This is a genomic window from Sporomusa acidovorans (genome assembly GCF_900101845.1).
Taxonomy (GTDB): Bacteria; Bacillota; Negativicutes; order Sporomusales; family Sporomusaceae; genus Sporomusa; species Sporomusa acidovorans.
In genome coordinates, this window is sequence record NZ_FNAM01000016.1 from 35,894 (window position 1) to 50,765 (window position 14,872).

General features: G+C 42.5%; 11 protein-coding genes. 10 read left to right on the forward strand and 1 reads right to left on the reverse strand.

Annotation, left to right across the window (positions count from 1 at the left end; genetic code table 11):
- Positions 1 to 5 precede the first annotated feature (5 nt).
- Both BLR65_RS12490 and lpdD read left to right on the forward strand, forming a co-directional pair.
- Entirely contained in the window at positions 6 to 1,481 is a 1,476-nt protein-coding gene (locus BLR65_RS12490) for a UbiD family decarboxylase (protein ID WP_093794520.1), read from the forward strand.
- Between the two features lie 29 nt (positions 1,482 to 1,510).
- Entirely contained in the window at positions 1,511 to 1,897 is a 387-nt protein-coding gene (gene lpdD / locus BLR65_RS12495) for a prenylated flavin chaperone LpdD (protein ID WP_093794521.1), read from the forward strand.
- Positions 1,898 to 2,101: 204 nt separating this feature from the next.
- On the opposite strand, the gene BLR65_RS12500 is transcribed toward lpdD, so the two are convergent.
- Positions 2,102 to 3,007, reverse strand: a complete 906-nt coding sequence (locus tag BLR65_RS12500) for a LysR family transcriptional regulator (protein ID WP_169716826.1) — start codon at positions 3,005 to 3,007, stop codon at positions 2,102 to 2,104.
- Between the two features lie 440 nt (positions 3,008 to 3,447).
- On the opposite strand from BLR65_RS12500, the gene BLR65_RS12505 reads away from it, so the two are divergent.
- The 8 genes from BLR65_RS12505 to BLR65_RS12540 all read left to right on the forward strand — a co-directional run bounded on the left by BLR65_RS12505 (position 3,448) and on the right by BLR65_RS12540 (position 14,868).
- Complete coding sequence (locus BLR65_RS12505; RefSeq protein WP_093794523.1) at positions 3,448 to 4,761, forward strand: MFS transporter; 1,314 nt, start codon at positions 3,448 to 3,450, stop codon at positions 4,759 to 4,761.
- 286 nt (positions 4,762 to 5,047) lie between these two features.
- The gene (locus BLR65_RS12510) at positions 5,048 to 6,268 is read left to right on the forward strand and encodes an MFS transporter (protein WP_342741386.1); all 1,221 of its coding nucleotides are present in this window, start codon (positions 5,048 to 5,050) and stop codon (positions 6,266 to 6,268) included.
- 47 nt (positions 6,269 to 6,315) lie between these two features.
- Positions 6,316 to 8,289 (forward strand): methyl-accepting chemotaxis protein, encoded by a 1,974-nt coding sequence (locus BLR65_RS12515; protein WP_093794525.1) that lies wholly within the window; start codon positions 6,316 to 6,318, stop codon positions 8,287 to 8,289.
- 25 nt (positions 8,290 to 8,314) lie between these two features.
- Positions 8,315 to 9,601, forward strand: coding sequence for an MFS transporter (locus BLR65_RS12520; RefSeq protein WP_093794526.1), 1,287 nt, complete (start codon positions 8,315 to 8,317; stop codon positions 9,599 to 9,601).
- A gap of 620 nt (positions 9,602 to 10,221) precedes the next feature.
- Complete coding sequence (locus BLR65_RS12525; RefSeq protein WP_093794527.1) at positions 10,222 to 11,010, forward strand: SDR family NAD(P)-dependent oxidoreductase; 789 nt, start codon at positions 10,222 to 10,224, stop codon at positions 11,008 to 11,010.
- 68 nt (positions 11,011 to 11,078) lie between these two features.
- Positions 11,079 to 12,128, forward strand: coding sequence for a zinc-dependent alcohol dehydrogenase (locus BLR65_RS12530; protein ID WP_093794528.1), 1,050 nt, complete (start codon positions 11,079 to 11,081; stop codon positions 12,126 to 12,128).
- A gap of 104 nt (positions 12,129 to 12,232) precedes the next feature.
- On the forward strand, positions 12,233 to 13,408 hold the full coding sequence (locus BLR65_RS12535; RefSeq protein ID WP_093794529.1) for a CaiB/BaiF CoA transferase family protein: 1,176 nt from the start codon (positions 12,233 to 12,235) through the stop codon (positions 13,406 to 13,408).
- A 326-nt stretch (positions 13,409 to 13,734) separates the two neighbouring features.
- The gene (locus tag BLR65_RS12540; protein WP_093794530.1) at positions 13,735 to 14,868 is read left to right on the forward strand and encodes an acyl-CoA dehydrogenase family protein; all 1,134 of its coding nucleotides are present in this window, start codon (positions 13,735 to 13,737) and stop codon (positions 14,866 to 14,868) included.
- The last annotated feature ends 4 nt before the right edge of the window (positions 14,869 to 14,872 follow it).

The window sequence follows — 14,872 nt, forward strand, 5'->3', positions numbered from 1 at the left end:
CATGTATGTTAAAGAAAAAAGTAACAGATTTACGTTCTGCGATTGGATTATTAAAGTCAGTGCCGGGACAATTACTTGAAACGAATGAACCCGTAGATCCACATGCCGAATTATCCGGGGTGTATCGTCATGTCGGTGCGGGCGGAACCGTAATGCGCCCTACAAAAACCGGACCGGCAATGCTGTTTAATACGATAAATGGTCATGAAGATGCACGAGTAATTATTGGCTTATTGGCCAGCCGAAGCAGAGTCGGACTTATGCTTGGCACCGATCCGGAACGACTTGGTTTTCTTTTAAAGGAAGCCGTGAGCAACCCTGTAGCACCCATCATAGTTTCGAAAGATAAAGCTAGCTGTCAAGAAGTTATTCACTACGCCCATGAACCGGGCTTTGATATTAGAAAATTAGTTCCTGCGCCAACGAATACGGAAGAAGATGCCGGTCCCTATATTACTATGGGGATGTGCTATGCTTCTGATCCGGCTACCGGAGAATCAGATATTACCATTCATCGTTTATGCTTGCAGAGTAAAGATGAAATATCGATGTATTTTGTTCCGGGCGCCCGTCATTTAGGCGTGTTTCGCGAGCGGGCGGAAAGATCCGGAAAACCGTTACCGATATCAATTAGTATCGGTGTTGATCCCGCTATTGAAATTGCGGCTTGTTTCGAGCCGCCGACAACACCTCTTGGTTATAATGAATTGTGTATAGCCGGAGCAATTAGAAATGAAGCTGTTGAATTAGTGTCATGTTTGACCATTAATGAAAAAGCAATTGCCAATGCTGAATATGTTATTGAGGGCGAACTGCTGCCCGGCAGGTGTGTTCGCGAAGATCAGCATACAAACACAGGCAAAGCGATGCCGGAGTTCCCCGGCTATACCGGCCCGGCTAATCCTGAATTACCTGTGATCAAAGTAAAAGCGGTTACGCATCGTGTGCAGCCTATCATGCAGACCTGTATAGGACCAAGTGAGGAACATGTAAATATGGCTGGTATCCCCACTGAGGCAAGTATTCTGCAAATGGTAGAAAAAGCTATGCCGGGCAGATTGCTGAATGTTTATGCGCATTCCTCAGGCGGTGGCAAATATATGGCTATTTTACAAATAAAAAAGAGCCAGCCAAGTGACGAAGGACGGCAAAGACAAGCTGCACTGCTCGCATTTTCCGCATTTTCCGAACTTAAGCATGTAATCCTGGTTGATGAAGATGTCGACCTGTTTGACAGCAATGATATCATGTGGGCACTGAATACTCGCTATCAAGGCGATGTCGATACCATATTTATTCCCGGCGTACGTTGCCATCCGCTTGATCCATCTCAAAGCCCTGATTATAACCCGGCCCTTAAGGATAAAGGTATCTCCTGCAAGGTGATTTTTGACTGTACGGTGCCTTATCATTTAAAAGATAAGTTTAAAAGATCAAAGTTTAAGGAGGTGGATCCAAGAAGATTTACAACAGATATATAAATAGGAAGCCATTATTTAGTTAACAGCAAATGGAAAGTGGTGATAGAGTGCGGCAGCTAACAGCAGCGAGCGGCAGAATAGGAATCACTTTGGAGGCTATCACAGTAGGGGAGGATATATGTGTAATTATTTATGGGGGCGATAGTCCTCATATTGGTTGCGTAACCTTAAGTATTTTTCGACCAAGTTGGAAGGATGGCAGCACTCCTAGTACTACAACATCTGTGTTGAATTTAATAGGACATAAAGATGATCAGGTTGCACAGTCGGTATCACACTCACTTTCCGCTAAATTAAATAAAAATGTGGCTGTTATTTGCGGTATTCATATTGATAACATAACAAGCGAGGAAATCAAGGATACCATCAAACTTGTGGAGAGCTTAACCGACAGGTTAATACAGAAATTAATATAAGTTTCGATAGATTCGCTTTTTTCAAAAAAACGCTGCCTGCGTAATTATATTCTGTTTTTCGAAATTGGCTTTATCTTTAAGCTGGCGAACTCTTGCCGGCCTAAAGATAAAGCCAGTGTTATAATGGTCGATCAACTTATGATATCTGAATATTATAGATTCGATTCCTGTAGGTTCACAGTTAAAGTTAATAAATTCGTAAATTTATGCATATTCACGTTCTTGTAGCCAATGAATAAAAAAGTTTTTAAAGTTCGAAAGAACCGGAGAAAGTTTCCGCTTTTTGGGAAAGACCACGGAAAGAGTTCTACGCGCTGTTGGCGTAAAACGAACAATGGCAATATTTTTTCGCTGGGCAGCCATAACCGTTCGCGAAGATATCATCGCAATACCTAATCCTTCAGCAACGAGTCCCAAACAGGTATCTGTGTACTGAGTATCATAACCAAATTTTGGTTTAAAACCAGCCGCCCCACAGGCTTCAATCGTATCTACAAAAAGACCGGAAGATTTGGAAAAACAAATAAACGTTTCTTGTGCAGCCTCGCGTAAATCAATAACCTGTTTAGCAGCGAATGGATGGGAGGTGCTGGTTATTAGTACAATTTCATCATTGACCAGAGGATAGGCGTCTAAAGGAAATTTTCCAGGTTTGTGCTTATCAAAAGCCGTAAGAAATGCTACTTCAATCTTCCCGTTATAGATTAATGGGTATAGATCAAAGCATTCGGCTTCGTGGAATTCAAGCGAAATTTTCGGATAGGTTCTTTGGAAGGTGGCAATAAGTGAAGTAATGCCATATGCGCCAAGCGCCGGGGTATTGCCAATAGTTATTTGTCCGCTTTCACCGACTACATATTTTTGCATTGAATTGTTAGTTTCCACCATATCCAGCATGATTTTTTTGGCATTTTCAACGAACTCTAAACCTGCTGGCGTCAGGTGGACTGAGCGTGTAGTCCTTCCGAATAATACAACACCCAATTCATCTTCAAGTTTTTTTATTTGCTGTGACAGAGAGGAGGGCGTTACACATACTTCAGCGGCCGCTCGAGAAAAATTTTGGTATTTGGCTACTGACAGGACGTACCGAAGTTGATACATTTCCATGTAAATTCTCCTTTCGCATGTTATACACAGTATCAACATTCTGTAAATTTCGACAATATCCTGCCAATGCAAGATGTCGAATTATTCGAAAAATAGCGTAATATGTTAAATTAAAACTTCTCAATCAAGTTTTTATAATCAAATGATTTTTAAGTATTTTTAATTAATGAAAGCTAAATACAGATAGTATGCTGAAATTTTGCTTGTTGTCATTTTTACTTCATGTAGTATTGCTAATAAAAAAATGAATATATGCTAATGCTTCATAATATTTTTAATCTTTAAACTAATTAAATTGTTGTAGATAATTAAGTATAGTACATTTAATATAAACCAAACCTGGAATTTTACTATTTTACAGCAAAGGAGGTTCTGTATAAAGTAATCCTGTTAATGAGTTTTATGAAGATAATTAAGTTATAGTTAAAGGAGGAAACATTATGAATGCAAAGGTTGGGAATAAGCGATGGATTATCGTGACTTTGATGCTACTGAGTTATGCTGTTATGTATATCAGCAGAACCAGTATGTCAATTGCCGGACCTGTGATGATGAAAGATTTTAACTGGAGTGCCACTCAGTTTGGTTTGGTATCGACGGCTTTTTTTATCGGTTATGCGCTTACCATGATGCCTGCCGGTTATTTAGCCGACCGGTTTGGCAGTGGGAAGATTATGGTATTTGGCATTCTGCTATATTCTTTATTTACGTTTCTTACTCCTTTTGGAGCGACAATAGGCATGTTGATCCTGCTTCGTGCCATAGTGGGTATAGGACAAGGGGTAATTTTGCCGTGCAATGGCTCATTATTGGCTCAATGGGTACCTAAAAAAGAATCGGCAACGGCGCAAGGTGTTGTTATGATTGGTACTCCGATGGGTATCACTCTTACTATGCCGCTGGCAATCTTCTTTATGCAAAACTATAATTGGCAAACTGTATTTTATGCATTTGCGTTTTTGGGTCCTATCTGGATATTGTTATGGAGCCGACTGGGAAAAAATAAACCGGAATTGCATCCCTCAATTTCGAAAGAAGAAGTGGAATATATTAAAAATGACCAGGGACCTGTAGAAATAAGTGGCGCGGCTGCTGCCGTGGCACCAGGAGATGTTTTTAAGAATGTATCCGTGTGGACTTCTGCACTAGCGTATTTTACAAGTAATTACCTTTTTTTCTTGTTCTTTGCCTGGTTGCCAACTTATTTTGTCAATGGACGTGGTTTTACGCTGGTCAAGAGCGGGTATATGACGATGATTCCCTATATGTTTGCCATGATCGCATACCCTCTTGGCGGTATTTTGGCTGATAAGGCTGCCAAAAAATTTGGCAACAATATGGGGCGAAAACTATATCCCGTTATTGGGTTGATTGGGGCGGGAGTTTTCCTAATATTGGGCACTCGCGTCGGCAGTGCGGAAGGCGCTATCATGCTTATCACCATATCCATCTTCTTCTTATCCATAACGCAAGCGCCATTTTTTTCTATGCCACCAATTTTTTCTTCAAAAAATGCGGGCAAGATCATCGGCTTGTATGGTTTCTGCGGTACTTGTGCCGGTTTAAGTGCACCCATATTAACCGGGGCCATTATTGATTACACTAAGAGCTATGATTATGCTATGTATTTTGGTTCTGCTGTAGCCATAGTAGGTGCACTTATCTTATTGACGATTTGCACTGTTAAAGCAGTTGAAAGTAAAACCTATGTCGGTATCTCCCAGTCTACCACTGATATGAATTCCCGTAATTAATGTCAGTGGTAGAAATGAACTGTTATTGTCATATTTTTGCAAGGCTCTATCTTATTATTCCTGTAACCTATTAACAATCACTCCTTAGATCTATTTTTAAGATGGAGTGTTGCTTTTACTTCGGAAAATAACTATTGTTTTCAGAATTAATAGTAAAAATTATCATGACGGTATTGGTAAGAGTTGGTTACATTTTCAGCTAAATTTGAGAGAGGAGAGGAATAGTTTGCAGGCAAAGATTGGCAATAAAAGGTGGGAAATTATTGTTCTGATTGTCTTATGTTATGTGGTTTTGTACATGGATCGATCTTGTATGTCCATAGCAGGTCCAATTATGATGAAGGAATTTAATTGGAGCGCTACCGATTATGGTTTGGTTTCAACAGCCTTTTTTATTGGCTATGGTTGTACTCAAATTCTAGGTGGCTGGTTAGCCGACCGGTTTGGCGGGGGCAAAGTTGTTATAATTGGTGCATTGTGGTGGTCGCTATTTGTTTTTTTGACTCCTTATGGTTCAACGCTTGGCCTGATGATCGTGATACGTGTCTTGATGGGCTGGGGTGAGGGGGTCACTTTGCCCGCCAACTCTTCGATAGTGGCGCAATGGATGCCCAAGAATGAATCAGGCTTAGCCCAGGGACTATGCCTTATGGGTGTTCCTATTGGACTGGTTATTACAATGCCGCTTTCCGTTTGGATTATGCAGACATGGGACTGGAAACTGATATTTCATAGTTTTGCTTTTATAGCACCGTTTTGGGTTTTGTTGTGGCTAAAATTTGGGGTGGACAGACCGGAACAGCATCTAACAATAAGCCGGGAGGAATTGGCCTATATTAGAACTGATCAAGGCATACAGAAAAGTACGGATTTGCCTGCCAATCTGACCGTACGGGATATATTTTCAAACAGTTCCGTGTGGAGTTGTGCAATTGCTTACTTTTGTGCCAACTACTTACTATACTTGTTTATGACCTGGTTACCTAATTATTTTGCACTGGGCCGGCACCTTGACATGGAAAAGACAGGTATCTATTCAATGTTCCCGTATATAGTTGCCACCTTTACGTATCCGCTTGGCGGTTATTTAGCAGATCGCGCTGCAATTAAATTTGGTGACAATATAGGCCGGAAGCTTTATCCCATTGCCGGCATGGTGGCAGCCGGCGGCTTATTGGCAATTGGTTCCCAAGCACCCAACGCCACTGCTGCTATGGTGCTCATATCGGCTTCAAATGGCCTGCTATGCTTGACTATGGGTGGCTTTTACTCAATGCCCATGGTATTTTCTCAGCAAAATGCCGGTAAGATAACTGGCTTATTTGCTACGTTCGCCACGATTGGCGGAATAAGTGCCCCCACTATTACTGGCTATATTATTGATTATTTTGGTCGGTACGAATATGCGTTATTTGTCGGTGCCGCTGTTGCTATGGTAGGGGCAATTATTTTGCTAGTTGCCTGTAAGGTTAAACCGATTGAAAGTAAAACGGCAGTTTGTTGTTGAGAGATAGTTTACTTCTGAAAAACAGAAAAAGAGGTAATTGTCATAATATGAAAAGTTTGCAAGCAAAGTTAATGCTTATAATTATTTCTATTATATTGATAGCGTTAGGTACCTTGGGGGGATTAAGCTATTGGAAAACGTCGCAGCTCCTGTTTACAAACACGGAAGAAAGCGCCGTTGCTTTAACGCAAAATTCCGCTGAGCAGGCAGGATTATGGATCAATGCTCATAAATCGGAAATTTCAATGCTGGCTCATTCTACCCTGATTACCAGTGGAAACATTGAAAACATTGTGCCTTTCCTTAAATCTGTCAATCAAGCCAATAAGGATTATATCTCTATTGTCTTTATTCAACTGGATGGAACGTTTTACGATTCTGCCGGCTTTACCGGCAATATCGCTCATAGGGAATATTTCCAGCGGGCCATTAAAGGAGAAACAGTAATAACAGACCCCTTAATATCAGTAACGGTGGGATTGCCTTTTGTAGCCATTGTGGTGCCTGTGGAAGCAAATGGCAAAATAATCGGCTGTCTATCAGGTACAGTTAGTTTGGAAAATTTTAGCAAACAAATCGTAGCTGTCAAGATAGGTGAAACCGGCTATGCATTTGCCGTTCAGGGTAATGGTCTGGTGATTGTACATCCCAATCATGACTATGTATTAAAACAAAACAGCATTACTGATCATGATTCTCCTCCACCGGTAAAAGCTGTCATAGAAAAAATGATAAGCGGAGAAAACGGTTATTCCCGGTATACTTATGCAGGAGTCGACAAGCTGATAGCTTATGCGCCAATACCGGGAGTTTCCTGGTCTCTTGGTATAACGGTGCCAACACAGGAGATTACCGGGAAATTGAACCAATTGACCGTAATTATTGGCGTGATTACTTTGGCGGTTTTACTATTTGCAGTGATTGCCGTTGTCATTTTTACGAAACGAATGATCAAGCCGATAAAAAAAGTGGAGGCGGCAGCAAACCAGATAGCTGACGGTGACATTACGGTCAGCAGTGTGGGGATTACATCTGATGATGAATTGGGGCATCTAGGACAGTCTTTTGAAAAAATGACAGCAAACTTGCGGGTGCTTATCCGGGAAATCTCCAGTGCTGTTGAGCAGGTTGCGACTTCTTCCAAAGAGCTTACGGCCAGTGCCGAACAATCAGCACAAGCGGCTAACCAGGTGGCCGGCTCTATTACTGAGGTTGCCCAGGGCGCGGAAAAACAACTGGGTCTGGTAAATATAAGCACAAAAGTGGTAGAACAGATGTCACAGGGAATTGGGCAGGTTGTTGAAAATACCGCGGTAGTATCGGCAGCGGCAGAAAAAACAGCCAGGGCGGCCAATGACGGTGAGCAAGCTATAGAAAAGGCAATCAATCAAATGACGGTAATTGAACAAAAGACTACGGATACTGCCCTGGTTATTGGGGAATTGGAGGAAAAATCCCAATATATTGGGCAGATTGTTGAAACGATATCCAATATAGCGGGCCAGACTAACCTTTTGGCCTTGAATGCAGCCATTGAAGCTGCCAGGGCCGGGGAACAGGGGCGTGGCTTTGCTGTTGTTGCTGATGAAGTTCGCAAACTTGCCGAACAGTCGCGGGAAGCGGCAAAACAAATTGCTGAATTGATTGGCGAGGTTCAGCAAAGAACCAACAATGCGGTTACATTCATGGATCAAGGGAGAAAAGAAGTGACAGTAGGCACAGAAGTGGTTAATGTAGCCGGACAGAATTTCCGTAATATTCTTGTCATGATTCAAAACATGACAAAGCAAATCAGTGAGATATCCGCTGCGATTCAGCAAGTGGCAAATGGCAGCCGGCAGGTCGTCGATGCGATACAGGAAATTAATACGGAAAGCAAAAATACGGCCGGCGAAGCGCAGACAGTTTCAGCCGCAACCGAGGAACAGTCGGCCTCTATGCAGCAAATCTCATCGGCAAGTCAGTCATTAGATAAAATGGCGGAGAAATTGCAGCAAGCCATATATAATTTTAAAGTTTGATGAAGTACTTAAGGAGGCGTTTCCTATGAACGCAAGCTTTGGTAATAAAAGATGGATGATCATAATTATGTTAACATTATGCTATACGATTTTGTATATGGATAGATCCTGTATGTCTATGTCCGGGCCGGCTATGATGAAACATTTTAATTGGAGTGCAACCGAGTTTGGACTTGTTTCAACAGCTTTCTTTATTGGCTATGCCTGTACGCAGATTCCCGGCGGGTGGCTGGCAGACCGGTTTGGCGGCGGCAAGGTTACGATGATTGGCGCCCTGTGGTGGTCGCTGTTTGTATTTTTAACCCCTTTTGGCTCCACGCTGGGCCTAATGGTGGTCATACGCATTGCCATGGGCTGGGGTGAAGGCGTATCCCTGCCGGCCATGACTTCGATTATTGCGCAATGGATGCCGAAAAAAGAATCAGGATTAGCACAAGGCTTAAGTCTTATGGGTGTTGCCCTGGGGATTGCTGCTGCGATGCCTTTATCAGCTTGGATCATCAAGAATTGGGGATGGCAAACGGTATTTTACTCCTTTGCTTTCATTGCTCCCGTTTGGGTCGTTATCTGGTGGAAATATGGTAAGGATAAGCCGGAGCAGTATCCTACAATAACCAAAGAAGAAATAGCGTATATTCGATCAGACCAGGGACGGCCAACCGAGTCTGCAGAGGCTGTGCCTTTAACCTCTAAAGATATATTTTCAACACCGTCGGTTTGGACCGGTGCCATATCATTTTTTTGTACGAACTACCTCTTTTATTTGTTTATGACCTGGCTGCCGGCTTATTTTGTCAGAGGGCGTGGGTTCGAAATGGGAACCAGCGCAATCTATACGATGATGCCCTATATTGTTGCAACATTTACGTATCCGATTGGCGGTTGGTTAGCTGACCGGGCGGCAGAAAAATTCGGACATAACATGGGAAGAAAATTATTTCCCCTGCTAGGTATGGTTGGCGCCGGCATCCTGTTAGTTTTTGGCTCCCAGGCAACGAGCGCCACTTCGGCCGTAGCACTAATATCTGCTTCCAACGGCGTGTTGTGCCTCACCATGGGCGGGTATTATTCGATGCCAATTGTTTTCTCGCCGACGAATGCAGGTAAAATTGTCGGTTTGTATGCTACCTGTGCCACAATTGGCGGGATAACAGCACCGCTTCTAACCGGTATTGTCGTTGATGCTTATGGATACAATTATGCACTATACCTGGGCGCGGGATTATCGATTTTAGGTGCACTTATCCTGCTGACCAGCCAGGTTAAACCGATTGTACCTAAGGCCAATAGACTTAATAGTATGAAAGCATAAGCCAGTGACCATTTTGTCCTCCCTCACCGGGAGGACTTTTTTTTTTTACTTTAAAAACAGAAAAAAGATAAATTCGATAATTAAAAATATTATATACAATCTGCAACTGATTAAAATCACTTAACTGTGCTGAGACAATTTAATTGAACTTAATTAAGCGTTATACTTTAAATTTATTAAATTGTTGGAAATTTTTAACCAGAGTATAGTAAAACTGAAAGTAAAGATGGATAGCATTCCCCACTTTGCAAAGTAGTAACTCAGGATAAAAGCGTATTGTCAACCTCTTTACTTTTGCAACCTAGTCAACGCTATATGGGATGCTCCTTAATCAAGGAGGTGAGTAGACAAAATACACGCATTAAAGTAGGATTCGTTAAATCAGCCGATCACCGGTTTTGGGCCGTAAAAGAACTCCCCAAAGTTTAACCTTATGAAACATAACTTATTACGTAAACTAATCAGAAAATTCTTTAAAAAGATAGTTTTTAATTTAAAACTGCATGGCATATAACCGGAATTGGCTTGTGCTAGTCTATAAATCACTTATGGAGTTCAGAGTGTCCCATAATAAGTAGTTGTGTAGCAACATGATTATGTAAGGGAAAGGACTGAGTGTAATGGATAATCCATCTAAGGGAAATTGGGTTAATACTGTGCCGTTAAAAGGTCAGGTCGCGGTTGTTACCGGCGGTGGAACAGGAATTGGGCGAGGAATTGCGGAAACTTTTGCTGCAGCCGGGGCAAAAGTAGTAGTTGCCGGACGTAGAGAAGAAAAACTGGCAGAAGTTTGCGAAGCCATAAAGGCAACCGGCGGGGAAGCCCTCGGCGTCCGTACCGATGTGACAGTGCAAGCCGATATTGATAACCTTATGGAACAAGCTTGCAAAATGTTTGGAACAGTTAATATTCTTGTAAACAATTCGGGTATGGCACTTCCCCGCTGCAATACTCTTAATGTAGCCAGAGAAGATTGGGAAAAGCTTTTTGCCCTTAATATGACGTCGGCATTTTTTGTTTCACAGGCTGCGGCCAAGGTTATGGCTAAAAATGGTGGCGGGAGAATTGTAAATATGACATCACAAAGAGGGATCAGTGCGTTACCGGGTATTGTACCTTATTGCACAGCCAAAGGCGCTTTGATGTCGATGACGAAGGCGCTGGCTATCGATTTGGCACCCAATAATATAAATGTGAATGCGGTAGCCCCCGGATATGTTCATACCGATATGGTCGCGGGGTTATTAGCTGATCCTGACAGATTGCAGTCAGTTCTTGATCGTACTCCCCTGCGAAAAATGGGAACAGTGGACGAAATGGCGGCAGCCGTACTATATTTAGTTATTCCCCAATCATCTTATACTACCGGACAAACTTTGATTCTGGACGGCGGTTGGTCTAGCCAGTGATGTTTGGTTTAGGCAATCAGTAAGCTACGGAAATAGAGTGATAGTTCAATTATAAGGAGATGTTTACCATGAAAGGTATGATGGATGCTGTTATTAAGACCAAGGCGGCCCCTAAAAGTATGGAATTTACCTCTGTCCCAATTCCCGAGATTACTCCAGATCAAGTGCTTGTCCGAGTCAAAGCCAGTGGAATTTGCGGAACAGATCATTCCTTATATCATTGGAACGAGGCAATTGCTAATTCTTACAAGCTTCAGTTTCCTTCCATTTTTGGGCATGAATTTGCGGGGGTTATTGCAGAAGCAGGCAGTCAGGTACAAGGTATAACGGTTGGTGAACGGGTAACGGTAAACCCTATCATCTACTGCGGTCAGTGCAGCTATTGTGCGGAAGGAATTATTAATATTTGTGACAATCGCCCGTTTTTAGGCACTGACTATAATGGCGGTTTTGCGCAATATGTCGCCGTGCGCGCTGAAAATATTGTAAAGCTCCCCGACTCAGTAAGCTTTAAATCCGGCGCTTTGATGGAACCTTTGTGTGTTGCTGTCCATGCTGTTGACAGGGTTAAACCGCAATTTGGCGAGACGGCAGTTGTTGTTGGTCCAGGTGCTATTGGTTTGCTAATGCTGCTTGTTCTAAAGAATATGGGTGTTGGCAAGGTAATTGTTACCGGTTCGGGTGCAGATAAAGAAAGATTGGCAACTGCCGAGCAGCTAGGTGCTGACTATACCATCAACATTGATGAAAAGGATCCGGTTGCAGCAATAAAAGACCTTACTGGTGGTAGAGGTGCCGATGTTATTTTTGATGCCGCCGGGCATCATTCGGTGGTTCAGCAGGCCGTACAGATGGTAGCTAAACATGGCAAGATTGCTGTAACTGGTTTACCGGCCAAGGCAAGTGAACTGATGATGACGCAAATCTCAATGAGAGAGATTAGTATTGTGGGAAATCGGGCGTATGAACGTAAGACTTGGTTTCAAGCGGCAAAAATGATTGCGGGCGGCCTGAACGTGGAGCCAATTGGCACGCACACGCTACCACTTAAAGAGTGGGAAAAAGGTATGGAATTGCTTGACCAGAGAAAGGGTTTGCGCATTATCCTTGAGCCTTAAATAGTCTGGAACAGTATAATGGAACTTGGTCCCAAACACTTGGGACCAAGTTTACTATTTCAGTTGATATTGGATAAAGTTTACTATACTGGGAGGGAGAATGTATGCTTGCAGAATCGTTCGCTGGACTAAAAGTTCTCGACTTAACAAGATATTTGCCAGGAGGGTATGCAACCCAGGTATTTGCCGACCTTGGGGCCGAGGTGATAAAGGTCGAGGAAATAAAAAAAGGTGATTTTTGCCGGGGTGATGATCCCAAAATCAATAATGTTAGTTACTATTTTGCAGCCTTATGCCGTAATAAAAAAAGTATAGCCATTAACCTTAAAAGCAGCGATGGTCAGCGGATATTTAAACGGCTGGCTGAAACGGCTGATATTATTATTGAAAATTTTCGCCCGGGTGTCACTAAGCGCCTGGGAATTGATTATGAAGAAATAAAGAAAACAAACCCTAAAATAATTTATTGTTCTTTATCAGGTTTCGGTCAGAATAACCCCTTAAGTCTGAAAGCAATACATGATTTGAATTTACAAGCATTAAGCGGCTATTTATCACTGAACGGCGGCAAGCCTTCTCCCATACACTTGGCTGATGCGGCTACCGCCATGGTTGGCGCTCTTGGTATCGCCGCAGCCCTATTTCATCGTGAGGTGACAGGCGCGGGTCAGTACGTGGACGTAGCTATGTTTGAATCTTTTATTTGGTGGCTCAGCCTATTATATAGCAGATTTCATTTCCAAGGGAATCAAATTTCCGCGGAGACAATAGAATATCCGGCACTTTGCTACAATACCTATGAAACAAAGGATAAAAAGTTAATGGCATTTGCCATGGTAGAAGACAAGTTTTGGAAAGAGTTTTGTGAAAACACCGGTATGCAGGATTTAATTCCCAAGCAATTTTTAAGGCGGCAAGAAGATCCGGAGGCGTGGCAGAAAATGTGTTCATTGGTGGCTAGTAAAACCAGGACCGAATGGTTAGAATGGCTTGATGGTAAAGACATTTGCATAACTCCGGTTAAGAATATGGGGGATGCCGCCAAGGATATTTTGGCGGGAAATACCGGCATACTGGATTATGTGGAGTTTCCTATTGTCGGCAAGATTCTGCAAACAGGATTGCCGATACATCTATCGGCTATTCCTACCTCGCTGCAGGCGGCAACACCGCCGCCGGAACTGGGTCAGCATACCAGAGAAATTTTGGCGCGAATTGGCTTTAACAACGGGGAGATTGAAACTTTTATCAACAAGGGAGTAGTTGGGGGTATTAAATAATAACATAATGGCTGACGTCCTTGACTGCTGTCGCCAGGCATTCTTATTGTGCGATAGCCGGGGGCGTCTTTTTATTTAGCCATTTATTAGTATAGCTTAAGAGCCTATTGACAATTAAGTTTCTTTTCATAGTAATTAGATAATTTAAAAATGTTAAATTGTTATAAATAATGAACTGTAGTACATTGAAGCTGGAAGGTAAAAAGTAGTTCGAGTTTTTGGATAACTTACGGGGGGGATAAGTATTAGCTAGGAGAAATTCTACGGCGATCAGGTTATTTACGGTAATTAATAAAATAAATAACTAGAGATTTGGGGGATTAACTATGGGACACATATTAACAACCGAGCAAAAAGAGTTAGTCGCGATGGTCAGAAATTTTGCGCTGAAAGAAGTAAAGCCGCATGTCAAGGAACTTGATGAAAAGGGAGAATTCCCTATGGAACTTCTTAAACAGGCCTTTAACATGGGCCTGCATTGTTTGGAAATACCCGAAGAATATGGTGGCTCTGGTTTGGATTATAAAACAACAGCCATTATCTTTGAAGAGTTAGCTCAAGTGGATGCTGGTTTTGCCATTTCGCTTGTTACGACCTTTGTTGCCTTACGATCGGTAATTATGGCAGGCAATGATGCTCAGAAAAAATTGTTTGCCGACGTTATTGTCCCCGGGGCTTTCGGAGCTTTTTGTTTAACAGAGCCTAATTCGGGCTCGGATGCGGGATCTATGCGGGGTACGGCCGTTAGAGACGGCGATGAATACGTGATTAATGCCAATAAATGCTTTGTTACCAACGGGGGGGTTGCTGACATATTTGTTGTATTTGCTTCGACGGACAAGAGCAAAGGCATCAAGGGGATATCTGCCTTTATTGTAGAAAGAAACCGGCCGGGAATCACCGTTGGCAAGCATGAAAATAAAATGGGACTTAGACTATCCAATACTACCGACGTAACATTTACTGATGTAAGAATCCCGGCAGACCATTTGCTTGGCAAAGAAGGTACCGGGTTTATTACAGCTATGAACACCCTGAATATTTCCAGAGCTTTTGTGGGAGCGCTAGCGGTTGGCATTTGCCAGTCGGCTATTGACGAGGCTGTAAAATATGCCAAGGAAAGAGTCCAATTTAAAAAAACGATTGGGCAGTTTCAGGCAGTGCAAATGATCTTAGCGGATATGGAAATTCAGACGGAAGCAGCCCGCCAGTTAGTTCACCATGCGATGATCCTGATGGATGACAATAAACCTGTTGTAAAAGAAGGCTCGATCACCAAAACTTTCTGCGGAGATACGGTTGTGAGGGTAACGACAGATGCCGTGCAAATTTTTGGCGGCTATGGTGTCAGCAAGGAGTATCCGGTTGAAAAGCTGATGAGGGATTCCAAAGTGTTCCAGATTTTTGAAGGGACAAATCAAATCCAAAGAATCGTAATTGCAAGAGAAATGTTTAAATAGGGGA

Excerpts from the sequence above, each read along its gene's own strand:
- BLR65_RS12490 (WP_093794520.1), top strand. The coding sequence starts at position 6 with ATGTTAAAGAAAAAAGTAACAGATTTACGTTCTGCGATTGGATTATTA.
- lpdD (WP_093794521.1), top strand. The coding sequence starts at position 1,511 with ATGGAAAGTGGTGATAGAGTGCGGCAGCTAACAGCAGCGAGCGGCAGA.
- BLR65_RS12500 (WP_169716826.1), bottom strand. The coding sequence starts at position 3,007 with ATGGAAATGTATCAACTTCGGTACGTCCTGTCAGTAGCCAAATACCAA.
- BLR65_RS12505 (WP_093794523.1), top strand. The coding sequence starts at position 3,448 with ATGAATGCAAAGGTTGGGAATAAGCGATGGATTATCGTGACTTTGATG.
- BLR65_RS12515 (WP_093794525.1), top strand. The coding sequence starts at position 6,316 with ATGAAAAGTTTGCAAGCAAAGTTAATGCTTATAATTATTTCTATTATA.
- BLR65_RS12520 (WP_093794526.1), top strand. The coding sequence starts at position 8,315 with ATGAACGCAAGCTTTGGTAATAAAAGATGGATGATCATAATTATGTTA.
- BLR65_RS12525 (WP_093794527.1), top strand. The coding sequence starts at position 10,222 with ATGGATAATCCATCTAAGGGAAATTGGGTTAATACTGTGCCGTTAAAA.
- BLR65_RS12530 (WP_093794528.1), top strand. The coding sequence starts at position 11,079 with ATGAAAGGTATGATGGATGCTGTTATTAAGACCAAGGCGGCCCCTAAA.
- BLR65_RS12535 (WP_093794529.1), top strand. The coding sequence starts at position 12,233 with ATGCTTGCAGAATCGTTCGCTGGACTAAAAGTTCTCGACTTAACAAGA.
- BLR65_RS12540 (WP_093794530.1), top strand. The coding sequence starts at position 13,735 with ATGGGACACATATTAACAACCGAGCAAAAAGAGTTAGTCGCGATGGTC.